The organism is Paraburkholderia sp. NMBU_R16, assembly GCF_013282575.1.
Classification (GTDB): domain Bacteria; phylum Pseudomonadota; class Gammaproteobacteria; order Burkholderiales; family Burkholderiaceae; genus Trinickia.
Window position 1 is genome coordinate 1 of the sequence record NZ_JAAAYE010000024.1, and the last position, 23,917, is coordinate 23,917.

Here is a 23,917-nt window from a genome sequence, read left to right on the forward strand (position 1 = left end):
ACGTGCAGCTGATGTCGCCCACCGTGCGAAAGCGCACCCGCGCCTTCTCGCTCGTCTCGCCTTCGCGCAGCGGCGTGAGCGGCGTCACCGGCACCAGCAGCCCGTTGCGCCGCACGATCTCGCGCTCATGCGCGTAGTAGATCGACGGCAGCTCCAGCTGCTCGCGCCCGATGTACTGCCATATGTCCAGCTCCGTCCAGTTCGAGATTGGAAACACGCGCAGATGCTCACCCGCGTGCAGCCGCGCATTGAACAGACTCCACAGCTCCGGGCGCTGCGCCTTCGGGTCCCACTGGCCGAATTCGTCGCGAAACGAGAAGATGCGCTCCTTGGCACGCGCCTTCTCTTCATCGCGACGCGCTCCACCGATCATCGCCGTGTAGCCGTGCTGCGCGATCGTCTCGAGCAGGGTGACGGCCTGCGCGGCATTGCGCGAGTCCGTCTCGCGGCGCAGCCGCACCGTGCCGCGCTTGATCGAATCCTCCACATGCCCCACCACGAGTTCGGCGCCGAGCTCGGCCGCGCGCCGGTCGCGAAACTCGATCACTTCCGGATAGTTGTGGCCGGTGTCGATGTGCACCAGCGGAAACGGCAGCACCGTCTTGCGGTTCGCGCCCAGCCCGAACGCCTTGAGCGCCAGGTGCAGCACCACGACGGAATCCTTGCCGCCCGAAAACAGCAGCGCCGGCTTGGCGCATTCCGCTACCAGCTCGCGCAGAATGTGGATCGATTCCGCTTCCAGCCAATCCAGGTGGTCCATGCGGTTCGTCGTGACCGTGTGCATCGCCATGACCGACTCTTCCGGTCGATAAATAGTACTCATGTGTTCGTCTCAGGTTCTACGATTGTTCGTTGGATGGGAGCCGGCGGTTCACCGCGGCGCGCTACTACGATAGGCGATATAGGCCGCGATTGCGATCAGCACCAGGGCGAATAGCCGGCGCAGGAGCGCACCGCGCTGCGAAAGGGTCTTCGCCATGCGCATGCCTGCGCGCCCGCCCACCAGCCCGCCGCCGACGAGCGATAGCGCAAGCGGCACGCTGACTTTGCCGGCCATCGCATAGTTGAGGCCCGTCGTCGTGCCGAACGCGACAACGGAAACAAGCGACGACGCCACCGCTTCGAGCATCGGAATGCGCGCAATCAGATGCAGCGCGGGTACGGAAAGAAAGCCGCCGCTCACGCCGAAAAAGCCCGATACGCTACCGACGGCAACGCCCGCCCCCGCGGTTGCCAATCCACGCCCGCGCGGCAGCGGACCCGGCTCGGACGCGCTGCCGCCGTGCGCACGCGAGAACATCAGCGCGCCGACAAGCGCCACGATGCCGGCCAGCAGCAGCATGGCGCTGCCGTCGACGCGCAATGACCACGTGGAGCCGGCAAACGCGCCCACCACGCCCGCCGTCGCGAACAATGCGCCCGTGCGCCAATGCACGAGGCCGGCGCGCGCATAGGCGATGAGATTGACGAGCGCCGTCAACGCAATCGCCACGGCCGTCGTGCCGATCGCAAGATGCGGATCGCCAATCTTCACGACGTACAGCAACAGCGGGACCGCAAGCGTGCCGGCGCCGCCGCCGACGAGCCCGAGCGTAAAACCGATCGACAAGCCGGATGCGCCGGCAAGCGCGATTTGCGCTTGCAGCCAGGACAATGGCACTGACATGGGAACCTCCTTGGGTCCGTATGGACGATGCGCCGGAATCGATCGTGCGCTCAGTCGGTCACTTCGAACGGCGTCACGAGCTCATCGAGCCGCTGCCGGTCCGCTACGCCCGCCGCCTGGCGCGCGGCGCGCAAGGCCTCCATGCGAGCGCGCACGCTCGCGAGATACTCGGCGCGCTGGCGTCGCAATACATAGTCGCGGAAATTCGTTGCCTCCAGAGTTCGCCATGCTTCGTGCTTACGCTCATCCGAAAGACGGCGCGCCACATCGAAGGCGGACGTATCGATATCGACCGCAGCATCGGTCGCCAACTCGTAGCCGTAACGCCGCATATACCGCGCGGTCAGCGTTTCGATGATCCCGATCTCGTCGACTGACAGTTGCGCTTTGTACTTGTCGATATTCGCCGGAATCGGCGCAAAACAGTTCGACGACCAAAGCGCCGACATCTGTGCGATCTGCTTTGCCTCCGCCGAGCGGGACACGTCGAGCATTTGCGGCAAATAGTCGATGCCGAAAAAGCCGCAGATCTTCCTCAGCGTAGCCTCCTGGTCCTCGAGGAAATCCTCGTAGCGAATCGTCATCGCGCGCTCCGGATAGCGCTCGAGCAGCAGATCGGCAGCCCGATGCGCTTCCACCCATGTCCGCGCATTGAGCAGCGTATCGAAGTCGTGAATGATCGCCTTGTTCATCGAAGCGATTTGCGCGCGCGGATCGCGCACGACGTTCAGGAACCGCATATCGGGCATGAGCCGCATCAGCTCGTCGGCGTAGTGAACGCTGTCGAGCGATTTGTCCATGACGATGCGTGCGCCCCGTGCCTCGCCCGAGCGCAGCAGCAGTTCCCACACGATGCGATGCACGCTGCGCGGCGCGTGGCGGATGGCCTCGAATATTTCGACCGGATCGAACACGACGCCAGGCCACTTGACCATGCTGACAGCCTGCAGGCCAACGACGTCACTCACCAGACGGAAGTAGGCGTGGTCGTCTTCGAGGTCGCCGTAAAGCGGCAAAAGCGGCATGAAGTCGACGATATGCAGCGGATACGGCGAGTAGAACTGCGGATTGAAATTGAGTCGCAGCCGCAGCGCGTGCGATCCACAGCGGCGCAGCGGAATCATCAGCACGGGCACCGGACGGTTCCCGTTTCCCCCGGTCGGATTGCTCTTGTTCATAGACAGGAGTCCTTATCGTTTGGTCTCGGTCGAATGAGTGGGTTGGGTTGGATCGGGTCCCGGTCCCAGCGCTCTCCCGCTCGGATCGGTCCCGGTGAAATAGCTGCGAAATGCAGCAAGAAAAGCCTCGATTTCATCCGCGGGCAATCGATTGATGCCCGCTGCCGCACGCCGCCCGCCGCCGCTCGCGAAGCGCTCGCACAGCACGTTGGCAGGCCGCGCCCGCGCGTCGCCCGAGCGTACGCTGACCCCATAGGCACCGCTCGCGCATTCAGTGAGGACTGCGAACGAACACCCCGGTTCGCACTGCGTAAGCCGGTTCGCGAGCACGCCCGAAATCCGCCGCGCCCAACTGGCATCGGGCAGCATATAGACCGATGCCCCCTCGCACCGCCAATACGGTTCGACGGTCGCCACGCGCGCGAGATCCGCGCGATAGCCGGCGGCCAGCGCCTTGTAGCAGTCGGCATCGGCAATGAAGGCGAGCGGATCGTCGTACGGGTGCAGCTCGCGATAAAGCCGGTCCGGAGGAACGTGCAGATCGGCGAGCGTTTCGCCGTAGGCGTTGTAGTTGAGGATGCGGCCAAGCGCCTCGAGTGCATCGATCTCGTTCGCCGTGCATCCATCGTCGGCTGCCAGCCGCCGCGCGACGCCATCGAGGTTGTCACCGAATGCGGCCGTGATCGCCCAGCGGCGAAAGCGCCCACCGAGCTCGCGATCGACGAGGAGACTCGTACACATGTCGGGCGAGTCGTCCCATACGAAACGCAACTGCGTATGCTCGAACGCACGGCTCGCCGCATGATGGTCGAAATAGACGACGCGCGCGCCTGCATCGAGCAGATCGACGAGCGCCGCATGATTCGCATCGAGCGAGATGTCGAGCACCGTGACGTCGATACCCGCGCTTCGCGGCACCCGCTCCAGCAGCGAGATATCGCGCTTCACGCCCGTCACCAATGCGGCCGACAACGGTCGCGCGAGCCTCAGTTGATGCAAGGCGCATATACCATCGGCGTCGCCGTTGAAGACGTCGTAAGCCCGCGCCGCATGGGGCTCGGGCGTGCTGCTCGCGCTATCAGCCATGAACGACACGATCGACGCCTCCGTTTTGCTCACGCAGGTAGGCGTGAAGAACCGCCGCCGCACTGGCCGGCGTCAACGCGGCCGTATCGACGATCAGCGCGGGCTCAGCGGGCGGCTCGTAGGGCGACGATACGCCCGTGAACCCCCGAAGCTCGCCGCTGCGCGCCTTACGATAGAGTCCCTTCGGATCGCGCGACTCGCATACATCGAGCGAGGTGCTCACATAGACTTCGACGAACTGCTCGTCACCGACTATCGCCTTGGCCGCCTCTCGATCGGCGCGGTACGGCGATACGAGCGATGCTACGACGACCAACCCGTTCTCGTTCATCAACCGGGCGACCTCGGCCGTGCGCCGCACGTTTTCATGGCGATCGCGCTCCGAAAAGCCGAGGTCACAGTTCAGTCGGTGCCGCAGGTTGTCCCCATCGAGCACCGCGCACGGCTGCCCATCGCGAATCAGCAGATTCTCGAGCTCGTACGCGATCGTCGACTTGCCGGCACCGCTCAAGCCGGTCAGCCAGAAGGTGAGCGGTGCGCAGCCGAAGCGGCGCGCGCGCGCTTCGCCGGAAACGGTGCCCGCGTGCCAAAACACATTTGCCGGTGCGCACGGCTCGCGGCGCTCGGCGGTCGGCCCGAACGCACTCACCGTCGCATGCCGCTCCTGTGCGTGGGTCTCGGTGTGTTCGGTGCCAGAGGAGGAGCTCAGCGCTTTGCAGCTCATGAACGGTCCCTTCCTTCGAGTTCAACCCGCGCTATATGGCCGCCATTGCCCGTGCCGCATGGTCGCGGCACCGCAGCCGGCGCGTTGCATCGCGCGCGGCGGCCATTCGAGCGAAAGGATGATGAAAATGGATAGCGATACTCAGGCCGGCTGCACGTCGTGCGCGATGAGCGCCGCCGCGGGCCGGGCGAGGCGCCGGGGCGCGCTCGCCGACGCGGGCATGCTATGCGCCGCCGCCTCGACCTCGTATGCGCCGCCAGGCTGCTCGAGCTTGAACACGCCGACCGCGTGGACGAGCGCTGCGGTTTGCTCGCGCATCGACTCGGCGGCAGCCGCAGCCTCCTCGACAAGCGCCGCGTTTTGCTGCGTGACCTGATCCATCTGCGTGAGCGCCTGATTGATCTGCTCGATGCCGGTAGCCTGTTCTTCGCTCGCACTCATGATCTCGACCATGATCTGCGTTACGCCTTTCACGCTATCCATCACTTCGCTCATCGTCGTGCCGGCTTCCTGTACGAGCTTGTTGCCTAGCGCCACCTGCTCGACGGAGCCGCCGATGAGTGCCTTGATTTCCTTGGCCGCGGTGGCCGAACGCTGAGCGAGCGAGCGGACCTCGCTCGCGACGACGGCAAAGCCGCGTCCCTGCTCGCCGGCGCGCGCAGCCTCGACAGCCGCGTTGAGCGCGAGAATGTTCGTCTGGAAGGCGATACCGTCGATGACGCTGATGATTTCGACGATCTTTTGCGAGGCCTCGTGGATGCTGCCCATCGTCTGCACGACCTCCGACACGACCGAACCCGCCCGCTCGGATACACCCGATGCCGACGTGGCGAGCACGTTTGCCTGGCGCGCGTGTTCGGAGTTGCGGCGCACGGTGGCGGTAAGCTCTTCCATCGATGCGGCGGTCTGTTCGAGCGATGCGGCCTGCTCTTCCGTGCGCGACGAGAGATCGAGATTGCCGCTCGCGATCTGGTTCGCCGCGGTCGCAATCGCGCCGGTGCTGCGATGAACCTGGCCCACGATGCCGACGAGGCTGTCGCGCATCGTCTTCATCGCGTACATCAGGCTGGCGTCGTCTCCGGGCTGCGTTGCCACGCGAACAGTCAGGTCGCCGGTGGCCACGCGGTTGGCCGCTTCCGCGGCGGCTGCGGGTTCGCCGCCGAGCTGCTTGAGCACGCTGCGGGTAATGATCAACGCCGATGCGACGCTCAGAACCACAGCGAGCACGGTGAGTGCGATCATCAGCGTGCGGCTCATGTCATACAGCTGCTTGGCGCCGGCCGTTTCACTGTCGTTCTGCTTGCGCTCGAGCTCGCGCAATTCGCGGACGACCTTCCACCACTTGGCCTGCACAGGACGCAGATCGGCGCGCAGCACATGATAGGCCGCCTCGCGCTGACCGGCCATCGCGAGCTCCTTGGCCTTCATCATCAGCGGCAACGAGAGCTCACCCTGCTGACGAATCTGTTCGAGCAGCGCGCGCTCTTCGGGTGTCGTTTGCGGGTTCTGGAACATCGTCGACAGCTTGGCGCGCGCGTCCTCGTAGGTCTGCGTTTCCTTGTCGAAGCGCGTCGTCTCTATCGCGATCTGATCTTGCTGATCGGTTTGCAGAAGGATCAAGTTGCGCAGCGCGAGTGCGCGATTGGAGATCGTGTGATCGAGTTGATTCGCCAGTCCGGCTTCGACGGCATTGATATCGGTGATTTCGACCATCGACGACTCGAGTTGAGCCATTCGATAAAGCGCGAATACGGTGACCGCGACCAGCAAGCATGAAATCAAGCTGAAACCGATGCCGAGCCGGGTCGCTACCTTCGTGTGGGATAAGTTCATGTTTTATGACGCCTTTAAAAGTCCCGATCAACGCACGAGCCGACGCACTGCTCTCTCAGCGCGTCGGACGTGGCAGCCGCTCTTCTGGCTACAAACTGGTCAACGGCACGACAATCGCCGGCTTGAGCTACTCGTCATACTTATGAGAAAAAAATATCAACCGGCGAGCGATTAGAACCAACCGGCTACGACTTGTCGGTGTTTCCCTACACAACCCTAGGATCGGATTTTTATACGTGTCGGGCGCACGGGGAGGCAGCGCAGAACCTCTGAGTGAGGACGCGTCAGGACAAGATTGCGGGCGTCAATGACGGTGCAGGAGACTGCGCAGCGGGTGGCGCCAATCGATACGCCGCGTGCCCGGCACGCGGGTTTCTTTGCGATGCTCCTGCCACAATTCGTCGGAGAAAAGAAACGCGACGATGACCAGCGGCAACACGAGAAAGGTTCCCAATATGAAGTGCTCGATCACGATGAACCTCCGTCCTGTTCCCGTGGCAATCGATGCAACTCATTGTAGTGCAGCGCGGCCACGCCGACCGGATGCAACGTGCAGCGCTAAGCGTCGCAGCGCGCATTCGGCGCAGAGCGCGAGGCGCCGCAAGCTGCGTGCACAGCGCTGGCGTGCAGCAGCGCCGCACCTCGCGCGTCAGGCACTGGCCGACTTCCAGCTTGCCGCAAGCAGACCCGCGCCGACGAGCATCGTGCCGCCGGTGCGGTTGACCGCGCGCTGAACCTTGCGGCTGCGGATGGCGCGGCGCGCGCTCGACGCAAGCAGGGCGTAGCCCAGCGCATTCAACGAGGCGAGCACGACGAAGGTGGCCTCGAGGACGACGGCTTGCGGCCACATCGGCGCGTGCAGGTCCATGAACTGCGGCACGAATGCAACGAAGAAAACGATGCTCTTCGGGTTCAACGTCGTCACCGCATACGCGTGAGCGAATACACGGGCGGTGCGCGTTTCCGATACGTCCGGCGCATCGCGTTCGACGACAGGCGCGCGCCACAGCTTCACGCCCAGATAGACGAGGTAAGCCGCCCCCACCCATTTGATCGCGGTGAACAAGGTGGCCGACGCTGCGAGTACGGCACCGAGGCCGACCATCGAGGCCGTCATCGACGTCAAGTCGCCCAATGCGACGCCCGCAGTTGTGGCGAGCGCATAGCGGCGACCGTGGCCGAGCGCATAAGAGACGACCAGCAAGACGGTCGGTCCCGGAATGACGATGACGATTGCCGATGCGATTGCGAATGGCAGCCAGTGCGCAAAGCTCATGAGAAATCCCCAAGGGAAAACCCGATTAATCCATGAGTCGATGCGCAATGCAACAAAAAACCGACCGCGATGCCGGATCACCGACGCGCGGACGGGCGCCGCCGTCCATTTAGGACTAGGCATTCTTTTTATTCAGTAACCAGCTAATTCGTTCGCGCGATTTTCGTGGTGCTCGACGCATCCTTGTGTGCATTGCACCAATATCGATTCCGGTCTTTTAAGCGGGTTGCGTATTACCGGCCCGATGAAGGTCGCTCACGCCGCAAAGCCTTGCAGTGCGGTTATGCGCAGTGTCCAGCGCACTTGCACCAGTGGCGCCGGGCCGCTGCTTAACGATGCAATCGGCATGCTTTAGCCGCTGCGCCGCAGCTGCGACAATCCGTCGCTTTTGCAACCGCACACAAATTGTGCTTGTTCTTTTTCGCGCCTGTTCTATGTTCAAAACCGTGGGTTTTAGTTTGCCTTTAAACACATAGCTAACCTAAGTAAAAACCCGCATTTGGAGGCAGGAAATGAGGAAGTACGTCGCATCGCTTTTCGTGTTGGTGGGTTTTGGCACTGCTGTCTCGATTGCACAGGCGCAAGATAACGTCATCAAGCCGCAGCAAACCTTCGAACTCCGATCCGGCGCCTACGGCTGCCTGTCGAAAGACAAGTTCGATGCGGCCGATCGGCACGCACAGGCCGGCGAGCAACAGAAAATGCAGGAATTCTTCGCGGGCTACGAATGCTTGTCCACGCCTGAACATTCGTCGTTCCGGGCGGTTCGAGTCGTTGGCCATGACGTCGAATTCGTCAACGCGGGCAATGGCGATACACAAGGCCTCTGGACACACGATCGGTTCATCAAGCAGTAGCACCCCTGCCTGATCCGCTATCATCACGCGCCGGCATGCGATGCCGGCGCGGTGTCGTGTTTGTAGCTCCCAGCGTCATGCACCTTTGCGGCTCCGCAAAGGTGCGCCACGGCCCGCGAAACGCTATTTTTCCGGTGCCGTATGGCTCTCAAATCGACGATCCACAAAGCCGAGCTGCAAATCGCCGACATGGATCGGCATTACTACGCCGACCATTCCATCACTGTCGCCCGCCATCCATCTGAAACCGACGAAAGGATGATGGTACGCATCGTCGCGTTCGCGCTCTTCGCGAGCGAACGGCTCGAATTCTGCAAAGGCCTTTCCGATACGGATGAGCCGGATCTGTGGCAAAGGGATTTGACCGGCGCCATCGAAACATGGATCGAGCTCGGCCAGCCCGACGAGCGGCGCATGGCCAAAGCCTGCGGGCGCTCCGACCATGTCGTCGTCATCGCATATGGCGGCCGAACGTCCGATATCTGGTGGCAGGGTGTGCGCGGCAAGGCCGAGCGCCTCGCCAATTTGCGTGTGTGGTCGTTGGCGGAAGGGACCGCCGCTGCGCTCGCGCGACTTGCCGAACGGACGATGCGGCTTCAGGTGACGGTTCAAGACGGCTCCGCATGGGTGAGCGGCGGCGAAGCCGAGCCGGTGGCAGTCGAGTGGACGGAGCTCAAACCGGCGGCCGGCTGACCGGCCGCAGTACTCACGCAAGCGTTTCGGGCGGCCCCTTGAGCTCGAGCATATTGCCTTCGGGGTCGAATAGATAAAGCGAGGGGCCGTACCCCTCGGCACCGTAGCGCCGGCCTTCCTCGCCCAGTCTTGCACCGTGCGCTTCGAGATGAGCGCGCAGCCGCGCGGGATCGTAGTTCTCGACGCGCAGGCAAAGGTGGTCCATGTTGCGGCCGGTGCCCGGCGCACCGCTGTCGGCCCGGTCGAGCGGGCCGCCCACGGCCAGCAGATCGATCAGCGAACGCCCGGCCCGAAGCTGCGTCAGCCCGTACTCGGGCTGGTCCTTCTCGGACTCGCAACCCAGCGCATCGCAGTAAAAGCGCTTCAACGCCTCGGGGTTGGCGGCGCGAATTACCACATGGTCGATATCGCGGATGATCGGCTTCATCGGCACACCTCCTTTCATCGGTTCGATCGAATATCGTGGCCCAGTGTAGAGCACGGCCGGAATACAAGCGCGGGAGCCCGGAAAGCGGGCGAAAAAAAACCCGCTCGAAAACGAGCGGGTTGAATCCATATCAGGAGGAGACATGGAGGAGACAAGTCACACTATACACAAAGTCATGGTGCAATGCAATATATCTTTTGTCGGAACATTGAAAGGTGCACGGTGAGCGTTGCCCCCGCGTTTCCGGCCGCTCGAATTAGACCGCAAGATGCGGCGCGCGGCCGACCCGGCGCAGGCATACAGTGAAGCTCATCGATCTTCTTTTGCGAGGACCAACATGGATTCCGCCTACCGATCCGACGACGAACGCTGGAGCGCCGTGTCGGCTCGCGACGCCAAGGCCGACGGCGCGTTTTTCTATGGTGTATCCACGACCGGAGTGTTCTGCCGGCCGTCTTGCGCGTCGCGCTTGCCGCGCCGGGAAAACGTCGCCTTCTTCGCGACTGCCGACGAGGCGCGCGCGGCCGGTTTCCGGGAGTGCAAGCGGTGCCGGCCGGGCGGCCTGCCGCGCGAATTCGCGATCGTCGAGCGCGCGCGTGCAGCCCTCGACGCGGATCCGTCGGCCCGAATGACGCTCGCGCAGTTGAGCGATGCGGTGCATGTGAGCCCGTTCCACCTGCAACGACTGTTTACGCGCGTCATGGGCCTGTCGCCGCGCCAATATCAGGCGGCAAGGCGCGGCGCGGCGCTACGCGATGCCTTGCAGCGTGGGGAACCGGTCACGCGCGCGGCACTCGACGCGGGTTTCGGCTCCTCGTCGCGCCTTTACAGCAATGTCGCCGGCGATCTCGGCATGGCGCCTTCGACCTACCGGTCCAAGGGTGCCGGTCTTGCCGTTCGCTACGGTTGCGCGCCGACCGTCCTCGGCCATGTGCTCGTCGCGGCCACCGATAAAGGCATCTGCCGCATTGCGTTCGGGGACGACGCCGGGGAGCTGGTCGCCGAATTGCGCGGCGCGCTCGCGAATGCCACGCTCGAAGAAGACCCGGCTCGCATCGCGCCGTTCATCGCTCAGATCGAGGCCTACCTGAGCGGCTCGCGCGAGGCGTTCGAGTTACCGCTCGATGTGGCCGCAACGGCGTTTCGGCAACGGGTCTGGGACGCGTTGCGGCGCATCCCGTACGGTGAAACGAGGACATACACGGATATCGCCGAATCGCTCGGCGAGCCGCGAGCCGTGCGGGCCGTGGCCAGCGCGTGCGCCTCGAATCCGGTCGCGCTCGCCATTCCGTGCCATCGCGTCATCCAAAAGGGCGGCGCATTGGCGGGCTACCGATGGGGCCTCGAACGCAAAGCGGCTTTGCTCGAAGCGGAAGCCAGGCGGCGCGGCAGCGGGGCGAGTCGCGCGCCGCAGGCCGCCGCGGCCGAAGACAAACTTGCCGATATGGACGACGCCGCTTGAATGCCGCGCCGGAAGTCACCTTCGAGCTTCGGTTCAAGGCGCCCTACGATTGGCCGCGTGTGCTGCGCTTTTTCGCGGGCCGTGCAACGCCCGGCGTCGAGGTCGTCGAAGACGGCGTCTATCGCCGCGCCATCGAATGGCATGGCGAAACCGGTACACTCGCCGTGCGCCGGCATCCGCGTCGGCATTGCCTCGTCGTCACGGTTCAGGGACCGGTGAGCCGGCATGCCGATGCGCTCGCCGCGCACGTCGCGGTCATGTTCGATGTCGGCGCCGATCCGGCCCGCATCGGCGATCATCTCGGGCGCGACACGCTGCTTGCGCCCCTTGTCGAAGCGGCGCCTGGCCTGCGCGTGCCGGGCGCGTGGTCGGCGTTCGAGCTCGTCGTGCGTGCGATCGTCGGCCAGCAAGTCAGCGTCAAGGCGGCGACCACGCTGATCGGCCGGCTCGTGGCGCGCGCCGGCGCGCGTATCGAAGACCATGCGCACGACGGCACCGCCTGGCGGTTTCCAACCCCGGCGGCCCTCGCCGCGGCGGATCTGAACGAAATCGGGATGCCTGGCAAGCGCGTGGCGGCGCTGCAAGGCCTCGCGAAAGCGGTGGCATCCGGCGCGGTTCGGATCGAACGCCCCGACGACCCGCGCGCTCCCGGCGCCGATTTCGCCACGCTGCGCTCGGCGCTTCTCGCATTGCCGGGCATCGGCCCGTGGACTGTCGAGTACATCGCCATGCGGGCCTGGCGCGATGCCGATGCGTGGCCGGCGACGGACCTGGTGCTGATGCAGTGGCTGAGCGCGCGCGACGCATCGTGCGCCCGCCCCGCCGCACAACATGCGCGCACGGCCCGTTGGCGCCCCTGGCGCGCTTACGCCGCGATGCATCTCTGGAACGAGACGGCAGACCGTGCGGCCGGCGCACGCGGCGGCTAAGCGCGTCCGCGCTGCTTGCCGGCACGGTACTCCGAGGATGCGCCAAGCGCGCTTCCCGGCGCGGTGTTAAAGTGCCCGCTACTCAAAAACGATTGCCCGGCATCGCTCGCGAAACGTGCGAATTCCGGGCCGGCTTCGATGTCAGACAACCCATCTTCGATCCGCTCCGAGACGTTCGCGCGGCGCTTGTCCGTGCTGAGTTCGCCCAAGGCAGGCGATGTGCTCGCGCGCGGCCTGCGAGGCATCGAGAAGGAGAGCCTGCGCGTCACATCGGATGGCTCGCTCGCGATGACGCCGCATCCGCGCTCGCTCGGCTCGGCGCTGACCCATCCGTCGCTGACGACGGACTACTCCGAAGCGCTGATCGAGCTCATCACGCCACCCGAGCGCGATCCCGCCGGCACACTTGCACGCCTCGACGAGCTTCATCGATTCGTCTACTCGAAGCTCGGCGACGAAATGCTGTGGACCGACTCGATTCCCGGTGCGCTGCCCGAAGACGACGAAATCCCGATCGCGCACTACGGCACGTCGAATATCGGCCGGCTCAAGCACGTGTACCGTCACGGGCTCGCGTTGCGCTACGGCCGAACGATGCAGTGCATTGCGGGCATCCACTACAACTACTCGCTCGACGAGGAAGCGTGGCGCCTGCTGCACGCGGCCGAGCCGTCGCCTGCCACCGCCGTCGACTTCCAGTCGGCTCGCTACTTTGCGCTGATTCGCAACTTCCGCCGCACGAGCTGGCTGCTGATGTACCTGTTCGGCGCATCGCCCGTGCTCGATCGCGGCTTCTTGCGCGGGCGGCCGCACACGCTCGAGCCGTTCGATGCCACGACGCTTTACAAGCCTTATGCGACGAGCCTTCGCATGAGCGATCTCGGCTACTCGAACACGACGGCCCAGGCCGCCTTGAAGCCTGACTACGATTCGCTCCCCGGCTATCTCGATGCGCTCGCACGCGCGGTGAGCGAGCCGTACGCGCCCTATGAAGCCATCGGCACCCATCGCAACGGCGAGTGGGTGCAGATCAATACCAACGTATTGCAGATCGAAAACGAGTTCTATTCGACGATTCGTCCCAAGCGCGTCGCCCGCTCCGGTGAAAGGCCGCTGCATGCGCTTGCGGCGCGAGGCGTCCAGTATGTCGAGGTACGCTGTCTCGACATCGATCCATTCGAGCCGTGCGGCATCTCGCTCGAAACGGCACGTTTTCTCGACGCTTATTTGCTGGTGTGCGCGCTCGACGACAGCCCGCCGTTGCCCCATGCCGCCTATATCGAGGCGAATGCGAACTTCGGACGCGTCACGCTCGAGGGGCGCAAGCCGGACATGCGGCTCACACGCGACGGCCGCGAGGTGCCGCTCGTCGATTGGGCCGACGAATGGCTGGCGAAAATCGGACTCGCCGCCGATGCGCTCGACGCAGTGGCCGGAGGAGACGCGCATCGGCGCGCGCTCGATGCGCAGCGCGCGAAACTCGCGGCGCCCGAGACCACGCCGTCTGCGCGCGTGCTCGCCGCGATGCGCGAGCACAAACAGGATTTCCTCGCGTTCGGACTGGCCCAAAGCCGCGCGCACGACGCCTACTTTCGCGCGCGGCCGCCTGCTGCCGACGAGGCGCGCGCGGCCATCGAGCTCGCCGAACGTTCGCTCCAGGAACAGGCAGCGCTCGAGCGCGATACGGACCCGGATTCTTTCGACGCATTCGTCAACGATTACCGCAGCTATACGCTCGAACGCTTCAGCGTTTGAGGACGATCGAACGCCGTGGATGCCGACGGTGGCCTGCCACCGTCGTTCACCGATCGACGGCAAGACTGCCGCGATCCGGCGCGAACGCCGAGGCGCATTGTGCGTCGAACCGGCATGCCAACCAACGAGGGGCGGTTCCGAATGAAGACCATGCCATGGGTAGCCGCGTGCGTACTCGCCGCGGGCTGTTCGACGACGGATCGCGTGACCCCTGACACGATGCAGGCCGCCACCGCACCGCTCATCTGCGCGCATGCCGACGAATGCGCACGCTGGTGGGCCCGTGCCCAGGAGTGGGTCACCCGCCACAGCGAATACCCCGTGCAAACGGCGAGCGACTCGCTGATCGTGACGACGGGCCCCGAAGGGGGCAGCGGCAAGCTGGCCTATCAAATTACGAGAACGGCCAACGCCGACGGCTCCGAGACGATCGGCTTCGCCGCCCATTGCGACGCCATGATCGGTTGCCGGCCCGATCCGTGGCAGGCGGCCGCCCAGTTCAAACAGTTCGTCAAGTCCGGCGCGGCGCCGGCCAATTGAGCGCCGAACTCAGTGCGCCATCGCCGGGCCCGCACCGCGCCTTGGCTTGGTCACCCAGACAAGCATCGCGAGCAGCACGAACGCGATACACGAGATGCGAAAGAAGTCGTTGGTCGCCATCATGTAGCCCTGCTGCGTGACGACTTGGTTGATCTGAGCCGTGGCACTGCTGCCTGCCATGCCCAGCATGCTCAGCGCGTCGCGATAGTGTTGCGTGGCGGCCGAGTAGGCATTGACCGATTCCGACAGTACCGCGTGGTGATAGACGGCATCGTTTTCCCAGTACGTCGTGCTGATCGCGGTACCGATCGCGCCAGCCAGCGTACGCAGAAAGTTCGAAAGTCCCGATGCGCTCGCGAGGCGTTCGTCGGGCACGCTCGAGAGCGTGATCGTGGTCATCGGCACGAAGAAACAGGCAACGCCGATACCCTGCACGATGCGCGGCAAGATGACGTGACTGAACGGCACGTCGAGCGTGAAGGTCCCGTTCCAGAGCGAGACGATCGCGAATACGGTGAATGCGAGACTCGCCACCATTCTCAAATCGAGCCGGTGCATGTTGCGCCCGATGATCGGCGAGAGCACGAGCGCGAGCAAGCCGACCGGCGCGGTCGCCAGGCCGGCGAGGCCCGCGGTGTATCCCATGACGGTCTGCAACCAGAGCGGGAAGATCACCACGGATCCGAAAAACGCCATGTATCCAAAAAAAATGATCATCGCGCCGAGTGCGAAATTGCGGTCCTTGAAAAGGGTGAGGTCAATGACGGGCGTGCGTTCCGTCGCCTCCCATGCCAGCAGGAACGCCAGCGCCACGGCCGCGGTCAACGCGAGGCCCACGATGACATGCGAGCTGAACCAATCGCGGTCCTTGCCGAGGTCGAGCATCATCTGCAGCGAGCCCACGCCCACTACGAGCAGGCCGAGGCCCACGCCATCGATGCGCTGGTGCGCGGTGGACGTCTCGCGGCCACGCAGCAGAAAAAACGCCGACGACGCGGAGAGGAGGCCGATCGGCAGATTGATGTAGAAAATCCACGGCCAGCTGTAGTTATCCGTGATCCAGCCGCCCATCACCGGACCGAAGATCGGCGCGACGATCACGGTCATCGCCCACAGCCCAAGCGCAAGGCCGCGCTTTTGCGGTGGGTACGAGCGCATGAGGATCGTCTGCGAGAGCGGCACCATCGGACCCGAAACGAGCCCTTGCAGCAACCTGAATGCGATCAGCGATTCGAAGTTCGCGGCGAGGCCGCACAGCGCCGAAGCGATCGTGAATGCGAGCACCGCCAGCGTAAACAGCCGCACTTCGCCAACACGCCGCGCAAGCCAGCCCGTCAGAGGCACGGCGATCGCGGCCGCGACGGAGTACGACGAGATGATCCAGGTGCCGTCACTCGCCGCAACGGCCAGACTGCCCGAGATCGTCGGCACCGCCACATTGGCGATCGACGTGTCGAGCACCTCCATGAAGGTGCCGAACGCCAGGCCCACCGTCAGAAGCGCCAGAGGAGCGCCCGTGAGCGGAGCGGGCGGGTCGGCTCGCCGAGGCGAAGCCGTCGAGGAAGCAGCGTTGCTCATTCATATCCCCTTGAATGGTTCATCGCCACAGCGTCGTGCCGCAGATGACGCCTGCTTGTCGAGCTGGCCGACAATATCGCGCCAATTGGTTGCCATGTCAATATTCAGCTATGCAATCATTTTATCGGGGCGCGCGGCGACTGTGTCCTGCTGTAATGACGCGTAACCCGGCCGGGGCATGCACTGCGCTACCATCGCCGCATCGCAAGCCGAGTCCCATTTATGCAGTCCTCTCGAATTCATGCGCGCATCGCCGCGGGCGGCCGCCTGTCGATGCTTCCTTTCCTGCCGGTCGCCAAGGCGGCCGCGCTGGCTGCCGCGCTCGCGCTCGCCGGCTGCGCCGTCGGTCCCGATTACCACCGGCCCGCGGCGTCCGTACCTTCGTCGTTCAAGGAGGCGCCGCCCGGATGGAAAGTGGCCGAGCCCGCCGATCGCCATGACCGCGGCCCGTGGTGGGCACTCTACGGCGATGCGCGGCTCGATGCACTGATGACCCAGCTCGACACGGCAAACCAATCGGTGGCCCAATTCGCGGCCGCGTACCGTCAGGCGCGCGCGCTCGTAAACGAAGCGCGCGCCGCGTATTTCCCCACGCTGGGCCTGTCCGGCAGCGCCACACGTTCGGGCCAGCAACTTTCGAGCACATCGGCGTTCGGCACGACGCGCTCGCGTGTTTCGAACAGTTTCCAGATCGGGCTCGACGCCACCTGGGAGCCGGATCTCTGGGGCAAGGTCAGCCGTTCCGTCAGCGCCGAGCGGGCCGGCGAACAAAGCGCGGCAGCCGAACTCGCGAACGCCCGGCTCTCCGCGCAGGCGACGCTGGCCCAAACCTACTTTCAGTTGCGCGCCCTCGACTCGACGCAAAGACTGCTCGACGATACGGTGAAGGCCTACGAGCAGGCGCTGCAGTTGACGCAAAACCGTTACAAGCAAGGCGTTGCCGCGCGTTCCGACGTCATCCAGGCGCAAACCCAGTTGCAATCGGCCCAGGCCGCCGCGATCGACAACGGCGTCGCACGCGCGCAAAACGAACATGCCATTGCAGTACTGGTGGGCGTGCCGGCGTCGACGTTCTCGATCGAACCGATCCCGCTCGAGGCCGAGCCGCCCGAAGTCCCGCTCGAGCTGCCTTCCTCGCTGCTCGAACGGCGGCCCGACATCGCCGCCGCCGAGCGCAAGGCGGCCGCGGCCAACGAGCAGATCGGCGTTGCGATGGCGGCTTACTTCCCCTCGCTGACGCTTTCGGCACAGGGCGGGTTCGAGAACTCCGTGTTCTCGAAGCTGCTCACGCTGCCTTCGCGGTTCTGGTCGGTCGGCCCTACGCTTGCGGCCACGCTCTTCGACGCAGGGCTGCGGCATGCGCAGACCGAAGCCGCGCGCGCCGCCTACGACCAGCAGGTCGCGGCCTATCGGCAGACGGTGCTCACGGCCTTCCAGGACGTCGAAGACAATCTCGCCTCGCAGCGTATTCTCGCGCGCGAGATCGTCGTGCAGCGGCAGGCGGTCGACTCGGCCCGGCAGGCGCTCGCCATCGTCACGAACGAGTATCGGGCGGGGACGGTGGGCTATGTGAATGTGTTGACCGCGCAAACCACGGCATTCGCCGCCGAACAAAAACTGGCCAATATCGCGGGGCAGCGGATGGTGTCGTCGGTCGGGCTCGTGAAGGCGCTCGGCGGCGGCTGGGATGTCGCGCGCATGGCGGACGAAGCCGCCACTGCGGCGGGCGCCGCGCCCACCTCGGCACCGCTCGCGCGGTAATCGAGCGCGTTACGCTACCTACCGCGTATAGTCGAGCGCGACCGTGCCCGTACCCGTCGGGCGTCCGAGCAGGTTCAAGAGCCCGGCCAGATTGTCGCGCGCCTCGGGGGCCGAGCTCGCATCGCCATGAAACGATACGCCGCCGCCCGCGAGCGTTCCGTGGCCGCTCAGCAGCAACGGACCTTTGAGCGTCGACAGATCGAGCGTGGACGCCGCTCCCTGCGCCTGCAGCACGACACGGTAGGAGCCGAGCGGCTTCACCTGCGAGACGCGCGAGACCATATCGTTGAGTCTCACATCGAAGCGGCCGAAGAGGTTCGTGCGAATCAGGTGCCACTCCGTCCACGTGACATGCACGCTGCCCTTGAGGTCGAGCGTATTGAACGGCGCCCCGAGGCCGTTCAGCAAAGCCGCCGGGAGCGCCATATCGCTCGCGGAGAGCCTGGCGCCGCCGAACGTCGCATCGAGGGTTATGGGCCGCGGCATCGCATCGGTCTGCCTCACGCGGACGTGCAACCGTCCCGTCAACAACGGCCAAAATGCGGTTTGCCATTCGATGCGCCCGGGCAAGACCGTCGCGCCGCTCGCGTCCGGGCCGGCTGCGAGCATCAGTGTCGCGGAGCCGCTCCAAAGCGAGCCCTGCGGCTCGATGAAATTGATGTGCCCCTGTGTCGCCTTGGCCACCTGGGGGGTGATCCATGCGGCGGGAAGCAACACGAGCAGCACGGCGGTACAGGCCACGCCTGCAATCGCGAGCCAGGGCAACGCCGCGGCGATGCGGCGCATCCAGATGTTCATTCGTCGTTCTCTTGGGAAACGTTTCGCTGCGTGTCAGTGGCCCGCACGCGCGGCCGACGGGGGCTGCAACGATGCCGTCAGATCGACTTGGCCGTCGACCTTGAGGGCAGTCGCATGCGCTTCCACCGCCTGGACCTTGAATTGCCGTCGGGCATCGTCGAGCCACATCGCCCAGGCCGCAAACGACGCATTCTTCAATTCGATGCGCACGGCGTCGCCGGCGAGTTGCACCTGCGGTGAGACGAAGCCGGCCTGCGTCAGTGAAGCGGCCAGCGCATCCTTGAGCGCAAGCCCCGTGGGCGCCGCTCCCTGCGCGGCCGGCGCGAGCGCGCGGGCCTCGTCCGCCTCGGCCGTCATTTGCGCGAGCTCGCGCTGCATGGCCGGCAACGCCGCGCGCAGCTCGGCACGGCCTTGCTGAGCCGGCGCCCAAAGCACGGAGTAGGCGATCACGACAGCGAGCAGAGCGCCGCCCCATGTCAGTAGCGTTTTCTCGCGGGCCGTGCGTCCGGCCCAGAACCCCGCCCAAGCGTTGGCGAGCACGGTCAGGGTCTTCATTGTCCGCTCCGGTTTCTGATGGTCCATTTGCCCGTGTTGCTGTCGAACTGGCCCGCAAGGCCGTGTTGCGCGAGCCGCGTCAAAAAGTCCGGATCGGCACTGACGTTCGGTTTGAAGGTCAACTCGAGCCGGCGGTCGTGATAGTCGAGCGCCGCGATGCCATTGACGGGCAGGGACCCGAACGCAGCGGCAAGCCGCGATGCCAGCGAGAGGAAATCGTCCGGCGACATCTGGCCCGCAGCAAGCCGCAGGCGTTCGAGCTGCGATTTCATCTGCGCCGGCGGATCGAGCACGGCGGCCGTCTTCGGAAACGCGTTCAGCAACAATTCGGTCATCTGCGCGTTGAGCGCGTCGCGCTCGCGTGCCAGCATGAACCACTGCACATTCGCACCGACGATGGCCACGACGAGCGACGCGGCGATGAGGCCGATCGGCACGCGCAACCGCCTCACGGTCGCGCGGTCGAGCCGCCATGGCCGGGACTCGAACTCGAACTGACAAAGATCGAAGCGAGCGTCGAGTGCCGTTCGGGCAAGGCTCTCGAACGGCAACGCGGCGGCTGTGGCGGACGCGGCAACATGGGTACCGTATGGCGCCGCCGCATCGAGCCGCGGCTCGCTTCCGGGCAAGCCGGTGAGCTCGAAGAGCTCGAACGCATGACCGCCCGCCAGCGCCGACAGCGTCGAGGCGAGCATCGAAGCCGGCACGGCGAGACCTTCGCCGAGTGCACCGCGTGCGATGGCTACTTCGACCCGCGACTCGTTCGCCGCGAGCGGCGCGGGGGAGCCGCCTGCGGCCGTCTCGGCCAGGATGGCGGGTGCCGTCTCGCCGACCGCGCCGAGCAGCGCCGCCACGACAGGCTGGGGCTCCGCGATGAGCGGTGCGGAGGCCACGGATGCGGCGGGCTGCAGCGGTGCTGCCGCCGGCGCGAGCCCGGCTTCGGCAAGCGCCGGTTCAGGCTCGGCGATCGGAGCGGCGCCTGCGGGCGCGGGCAGGCATCGCGTCACCGGAACGGCACGCAAGCTTCGATGTCCCGCCGCCGCAAACGCCTCCACGATGAAACGGAACCATCCCCGGTCGATGACCGCGAGCACGCGCGCGCCTGTTGGAAGCGGCTGCGGATCGAGCGCGATATGGCACGTCGCCGCGTCCTGGATCAGCTGATCCTCCACGACGTTCGGCAGCGCCTGTCTGAGACGCGGTCCTCTGAGCGGCGGCAGCATCGCCGCGAGCATCAGGACGTCGCGCGCGGCGACGATCAGGACGGTCGTCGATGCGCGCGGCAAAAAGGCGAGCTCCGCGCGGCCCGCGCGTTCCTTGCGGCCGCCCTTGTCGAACAGGACGAAGGGCATCTCGGGCAGTTGCCACTCCTGCGACGGCACCGCCGGGTCGCGCGGCGGCAAAAATACGATCAACGTGCTCAAAGGCCGTTATCTCCTGGTTGGCTCAGGTCTTCGCAAACCCGCCTCAAGGCGCGTCCTCGACGCGCACGATACGCGTCGAATGCGTCAATGGGTCGCGATAGACGAGGGTCGTGCGATCGACTTCGGCGCGCCGATGCTGCACGCGGCCATGGACGAAAAAATAGCTCGTCGTGACGTCGATGGGAATCGAATTCGCGTCCGCCGCCTGCGGCGGCGCGCCGGCGCCGCGCAAGGCGAGCGTCACGTCGCCGGTGTTTCGAAAAAATACGGTCTGGCGTCGCGAAACGAATGCCTGTGCCGTCGAAACCGTCATGCCCGGCGTAATGGCGGCGACCACTTCAGCCGGAGCCGTATTCATGTTGATCGGCGTTTGCGTCGGCAACACCGTCACGAACGGGCGCAGCCGCTCGACGATCTCCGGTGTAAAGCCCTGGACGTTCAGCAGCGAATCGACGCTCGTCATCTGCAGCGGTACGTCGCCCGAGTCGTCGTCGGTATCCTGAAGCCCGGGTTTGCTCGTGAAATTGTTGCCTCCCACCGCGCCGCCGAGTTGCTGCGGCTGAGCGTTGCCCGTCAACGGATTGTTCTGCGTCTGAAAACGCGTGGCGGATTGCTTGAGCGAAGCGCGTATGTAAAGGGCCGTTTTCCTCGCGAGTTGCTGCCCGGCAAAGCCGAACGATTGCAATAAGCGCTGGAAGGCGAGCGTCTGCTGAATGTCGATCTGCAGCTGCCCGGGCGCCGGGACGGAGACGAGGTTGCGGAGATTGAACTTGCCCTGGGCGTCTTCGATGGAGCCTGATACATAGGTGTCTTCACCTTGCCCCGCCTGTGCGACGCCGATTTTGCCGAGAAAGTCCGAAAGCCTCGTTTTGGCAATCGGAACGGCCCAGACCCCGCCAAGATACGTGACGGTCGGCGACGTATCGGCTTCGGCGCGCAAAATGAGCCGCGTCCAGTCGAGCGCGCCGCGCGAAACCCATTGCGCCTGCGCCAGCAGACGCTGGTTCTCGATGCGGCGCACCTGGATCTGTTGCCGCCAAAGCACGCTTGCGACGAGTATTGCCGCCAGGGTGACGACGAAAAGCGCGGTGACGATCGCCGCGCCGCGCTCGTTCGCGCGCCCACGCGGCGCGCCAATAGGGGCGCGCGACGTCATGCGGCGGCGAACGGCAGGAACGCGAAGGCGCATCGTCACTCTCCGACCAGAAAGACGCGCCTGATCGGCGCATGCAGGGACGTGGCGCCGATGGTGAGTTCGAGCCCCTTGACCGCACGATCGAGCGGCGCGTTGCCGAATTGCGGCACTTTGAGATTGTTGGCGTTGCGCGCGATTTCGTCGCTGACCTCGCTCATCTGCGTGGTCCATCCGACCCGCGGAACGAAGAGCCGCGCGTTGATCGCGCCGACACCGCCGATCAACGGTACCGCGCTCCACGCACCGGCGCCGCTCGAGGCATCGACCAGCCGGCGCAGGTCCCCGGCCGTCGCGACCGGTGGCGAGGCGTAGCGCGTCACGCGCCCGTTCGCGATCTGATATCTGACCACCTGCAAGCGCGGCGCTTCGCCTGCGATGCCGAAATGCCGCACGATTTGCAGCGTACTGCCGGCGACGGACACGGAGGGTTGCCCGACCTCGTCGTCGGTGGCAGCTTCGCGCGCATCGATGCCAACCTGATCGAACAGCTGGACGAAGACCCGCTCGTCCTCCATCGCATTGGTGATCGTCTGCCGTGCGCGAATGATCTGCTCGAGCCCGCGCCATGAGAGCACGGCGATGACAGCGAGAATTGCGATCGCGACCATCAGCTCGATCAACGTGAACCCGCCGGTGCGCCGCGAGCGCCGCGCGGCATCAGAGCGCACGGTTCGTCTCATTGGCCACCACCGTGACGAGTTGGGCGAGCACGCCGTCTTCCCCCGGTACCGTCACGGAGACCTCGACGCGCCGAAAGACCGGATTGGGCGTCGCCGCGACGCGCTCGGTGCATGACAACGGTTGGTTGCCCTGCGAGCAATCGAACGTGCGTGCGCCGATATCGGGCCACTGCCGGGCGAGATAGAGTTGCGCGAGGGCGTTCTCGGCGCTCCATCCGGCAAGCAGACGCCGGTGCAGGCCGGCTTCGTCCGTAGCGAGCATGGCGCTCGCGCGCAACGCCGCCGCCAAGGCGACGGCAATGATCGCGAGCGCAACGAGCACCTCGATCATCGTGAAACCGGTCGGTCGGACAGGACGTCTTGCGCGGCTTGCGCGCCGGGTCAGCAAGAGTAGGCGGGCAGGCATCGTCAGCGCACCTCGAAGCGGCCGTTTCCGGTGCCGACGACCGTGACGCGGCCGACCTCCGAAAAAAGCGTGACGGTCACCGCGGCACCGATGCTTTCCACCCCGAATACGATGCGATCGGGATGGACATCGGAGCCGGGGTAATCGATCGCGACGTCGGTGATGCCGGCTTCCCACCGCCTTTCGCGCAACAGCTCGTCGCGCTGCAGCGGTCGCCAACCGTCGTCGGTACGGATGTCGAATCGGTAGCCGCCCGCCACCGGCTGCCATGCAATCGGCCGCGCACGCACCTGGGCTTCGTCGGAGGCCGATTCGAACAGCAACGCAAGGCGCTGCGCCTGCTCCTTGAGGTCCGTGCGCGGATTACGTGTGATCGACACGGACGCGAGCGACACGAGCAGCCCCGCTATCACGAGCACGACGAGCATTTCGAGCAGCGTGAAGCCACGCCCGCGCGCGTACGTGGCTTCACGAAAACAGGGGCTGCTCGTCGTCGAATCGGGCATCGTCGGTTACCAGGATGCAGCGTCCATGGGGCATCGCAACGGGCTTACTGCCACGACCCGATATCGGCGTCGTTGCCTTCGCCGCCGGCTTTGCCGTCGGCGCCGAAGCTGAATACATCGATTTCGCCGTGTACGCCGGGATTCAGATACTGGTAAGGATGCCCCCAGGGGTCGGTCGGCAGCTTGTCGAGATAACCGCCGTCCTTCCAATTATTGGGCACCGGATCGGTCGTCGGCTTGCTGATGAGCGCCTGCAGCCCTTGGTCCTGCGCCGGATAGCGGCCATTGTCGAGCCGGTACAGATCGAGCGCCTGCTTGATCGAGCCGATGTCCTGCTTGGCGGCGACGCGGCGTGCCTCGTCGGGACGGCTCATGATCTTGGGCACGATCAGCGCGGCCAGGATGCCGAGAATCGCGATGACGACCATGATTTCGATCAGCGTAAAACCGCGCTGGCGCCGTGCACGCGCCGATTCCAGCTCCATATGACGTCGGGTCCATCGTTGCATCATTCCTACCTCGTTCTCAAAAAGTTGGGCCAAAAACGCCGCTGCGTCCGGCGCTCGATTCGGCCCGTGATTGTAATGT

Annotated in this window: 25 protein-coding genes; 7 read left to right on the forward strand and 18 right to left on the reverse strand. The window is 65.2% G+C overall.

What is annotated here, in order from left to right; translation table 11 throughout:
• From cysD to GWC77_RS14155, 8 genes are all read right to left on the reverse strand, one after another.
• A partial coding sequence (cysD, locus tag GWC77_RS14120) for a sulfate adenylyltransferase subunit CysD (RefSeq protein WP_367949050.1) occupies positions 1-823 on the reverse strand: 823 nt, incomplete at its 3' end.
• A 48-nt stretch (positions 824-871) separates the two neighbouring features.
• On the reverse strand, positions 872-1,666 hold the full coding sequence (locus GWC77_RS14125) for a sulfite exporter TauE/SafE family protein (protein WP_173257740.1): 795 nt from the start codon (positions 1,664-1,666) through the stop codon (positions 872-874).
• A 50-nt stretch (positions 1,667-1,716) separates the two neighbouring features.
• Positions 1,717-2,844 (reverse strand): sulfotransferase, encoded by a 1,128-nt coding sequence (locus tag GWC77_RS14130; RefSeq protein WP_173257742.1) that lies wholly within the window; start codon positions 2,842-2,844, stop codon positions 1,717-1,719.
• A 12-nt stretch (positions 2,845-2,856) separates the two neighbouring features.
• Positions 2,857-3,930, reverse strand: a complete 1,074-nt coding sequence (locus GWC77_RS14135; RefSeq protein WP_173257891.1) for a DHH family phosphoesterase — start codon at positions 3,928-3,930, stop codon at positions 2,857-2,859.
• Complete coding sequence (gene cysC, locus GWC77_RS14140) at positions 3,923-4,654, reverse strand: adenylyl-sulfate kinase (RefSeq protein ID WP_173257744.1); 732 nt, start codon at positions 4,652-4,654, stop codon at positions 3,923-3,925. Before cysC ends, GWC77_RS14135 begins: the two co-directional genes overlap by 8 nt.
• 141 nt (positions 4,655-4,795) lie before the next feature.
• Positions 4,796-6,487, reverse strand: a complete 1,692-nt coding sequence (locus tag GWC77_RS14145) for a methyl-accepting chemotaxis protein (protein ID WP_173257746.1) — start codon at positions 6,485-6,487, stop codon at positions 4,796-4,798.
• 304 nt (positions 6,488-6,791) lie between these two features.
• On the reverse strand, positions 6,792-6,959 hold the full coding sequence (locus GWC77_RS14150; RefSeq protein WP_173257747.1) for a hypothetical protein: 168 nt from the start codon (positions 6,957-6,959) through the stop codon (positions 6,792-6,794).
• A 177-nt stretch (positions 6,960-7,136) separates the two neighbouring features.
• The gene (locus tag GWC77_RS14155) at positions 7,137-7,763 is read right to left on the reverse strand and encodes a LysE family translocator (RefSeq protein WP_173257750.1); all 627 of its coding nucleotides are present in this window, start codon (positions 7,761-7,763) and stop codon (positions 7,137-7,139) included.
• Between the two features lie 512 nt (positions 7,764-8,275).
• Between GWC77_RS14155 and sap1 the strand changes: the two genes are divergently transcribed.
• Positions 8,276-8,620, forward strand: coding sequence for a surface attachment protein Sap1 (sap1, locus tag GWC77_RS14160; protein ID WP_173257752.1), 345 nt, complete (start codon positions 8,276-8,278; stop codon positions 8,618-8,620).
• Between the two features lie 141 nt (positions 8,621-8,761).
• Positions 8,762-9,313, forward strand: a complete 552-nt coding sequence (locus GWC77_RS14165) for a YaeQ family protein (protein ID WP_173257754.1) — start codon at positions 8,762-8,764, stop codon at positions 9,311-9,313.
• Positions 9,314-9,326: 13 nt separating this feature from the next.
• On the opposite strand, the gene GWC77_RS14170 is transcribed toward GWC77_RS14165, so the two are convergent.
• Positions 9,327-9,740 carry a VOC family protein gene (locus GWC77_RS14170; RefSeq protein WP_173257756.1) on the reverse strand — a complete coding sequence of 138 codons (414 nt, stop codon included), beginning with the start codon at positions 9,738-9,740 and terminating at the stop codon, positions 9,327-9,329.
• A 337-nt stretch (positions 9,741-10,077) separates the two neighbouring features.
• Here GWC77_RS14170 and ada point away from each other — a divergent pair, with 337 nt between their 5' ends.
• From ada to GWC77_RS14190, 4 genes are all read left to right on the forward strand, one after another.
• Entirely contained in the window at positions 10,078-11,202 is a 1,125-nt protein-coding gene (ada, locus tag GWC77_RS14175; RefSeq protein WP_173257758.1) for a bifunctional DNA-binding transcriptional regulator/O6-methylguanine-DNA methyltransferase Ada, read from the forward strand.
• Positions 11,199-12,131: a DNA-3-methyladenine glycosylase gene (locus GWC77_RS14180; protein ID WP_173257760.1), complete on the forward strand. Its 933-nt coding sequence runs from the start codon at positions 11,199-11,201 to the stop codon at positions 12,129-12,131. The genes ada and GWC77_RS14180 overlap by 4 nt, the downstream gene beginning before the upstream one ends.
• Before the next feature lie 138 nt (positions 12,132-12,269).
• Positions 12,270-13,886 carry a glutamate--cysteine ligase gene (gshA, locus tag GWC77_RS14185; RefSeq protein WP_173257762.1) on the forward strand — a complete coding sequence of 539 codons (1,617 nt, stop codon included), beginning with the start codon at positions 12,270-12,272 and terminating at the stop codon, positions 13,884-13,886.
• Between the two features lie 141 nt (positions 13,887-14,027).
• Positions 14,028-14,426: a hypothetical protein gene (locus GWC77_RS14190; protein WP_173257764.1), complete on the forward strand. Its 399-nt coding sequence runs from the start codon at positions 14,028-14,030 to the stop codon at positions 14,424-14,426.
• Between the two features lie 9 nt (positions 14,427-14,435).
• Here GWC77_RS14190 and GWC77_RS14195 read toward each other — a convergent pair whose 3' ends face one another.
• On the reverse strand, positions 14,436-16,004 hold the full coding sequence (locus GWC77_RS14195) for a DHA2 family efflux MFS transporter permease subunit (protein ID WP_173257766.1): 1,569 nt from the start codon (positions 16,002-16,004) through the stop codon (positions 14,436-14,438).
• A gap of 273 nt (positions 16,005-16,277) precedes the next feature.
• On the opposite strand from GWC77_RS14195, the gene GWC77_RS14200 reads away from it, so the two are divergent.
• Positions 16,278-17,765, forward strand: a complete 1,488-nt coding sequence (locus tag GWC77_RS14200; protein WP_173257893.1) for an efflux transporter outer membrane subunit — start codon at positions 16,278-16,280, stop codon at positions 17,763-17,765.
• An 18-nt stretch (positions 17,766-17,783) separates the two neighbouring features.
• On the opposite strand, the gene GWC77_RS14205 is transcribed toward GWC77_RS14200, so the two are convergent.
• From GWC77_RS14205 to gspG, 8 genes are read right to left on the reverse strand one after another with little or no spacing between them, the layout of a single operon-like run.
• Positions 17,784-18,563, reverse strand: a complete 780-nt coding sequence (locus tag GWC77_RS14205; RefSeq protein ID WP_173257768.1) for a type II secretion system protein N — start codon at positions 18,561-18,563, stop codon at positions 17,784-17,786.
• A gap of 33 nt (positions 18,564-18,596) precedes the next feature.
• Positions 18,597-19,118 (reverse strand): type II secretion system protein GspM, encoded by a 522-nt coding sequence (gene gspM, locus GWC77_RS14210; protein WP_173257770.1) that lies wholly within the window; start codon positions 19,116-19,118, stop codon positions 18,597-18,599.
• Complete coding sequence (gene gspL / locus GWC77_RS14215) at positions 19,115-20,542, reverse strand: type II secretion system protein GspL (protein ID WP_173257772.1); 1,428 nt, start codon at positions 20,540-20,542, stop codon at positions 19,115-19,117. The genes gspM and gspL overlap by 4 nt, the downstream gene beginning before the upstream one ends.
• Positions 20,543-20,585: 43 nt before the next feature.
• Entirely contained in the window at positions 20,586-21,698 is a 1,113-nt protein-coding gene (gene gspK, locus GWC77_RS14220) for a type II secretion system minor pseudopilin GspK (RefSeq protein WP_254366964.1), read from the reverse strand.
• Between the two features lie 35 nt (positions 21,699-21,733).
• Positions 21,734-22,417 (reverse strand): type II secretion system protein J, encoded by a 684-nt coding sequence (locus GWC77_RS14225; protein ID WP_173257776.1) that lies wholly within the window; start codon positions 22,415-22,417, stop codon positions 21,734-21,736.
• Positions 22,395-22,823 (reverse strand): type II secretion system minor pseudopilin GspI, encoded by a 429-nt coding sequence (gene gspI / locus GWC77_RS14230; RefSeq protein WP_173257779.1) that lies wholly within the window; start codon positions 22,821-22,823, stop codon positions 22,395-22,397. Before gspI ends, GWC77_RS14225 begins: the two co-directional genes overlap by 23 nt.
• A 2-nt stretch (positions 22,824-22,825) precedes the next feature.
• Complete coding sequence (locus tag GWC77_RS14235) at positions 22,826-23,329, reverse strand: GspH/FimT family pseudopilin (protein ID WP_173257781.1); 504 nt, start codon at positions 23,327-23,329, stop codon at positions 22,826-22,828.
• Between the two features lie 44 nt (positions 23,330-23,373).
• On the reverse strand, positions 23,374-23,838 hold the full coding sequence (gspG, locus tag GWC77_RS14240; protein ID WP_173257895.1) for a type II secretion system major pseudopilin GspG: 465 nt from the start codon (positions 23,836-23,838) through the stop codon (positions 23,374-23,376).
• Positions 23,839-23,917 lie beyond the last annotated feature (79 nt).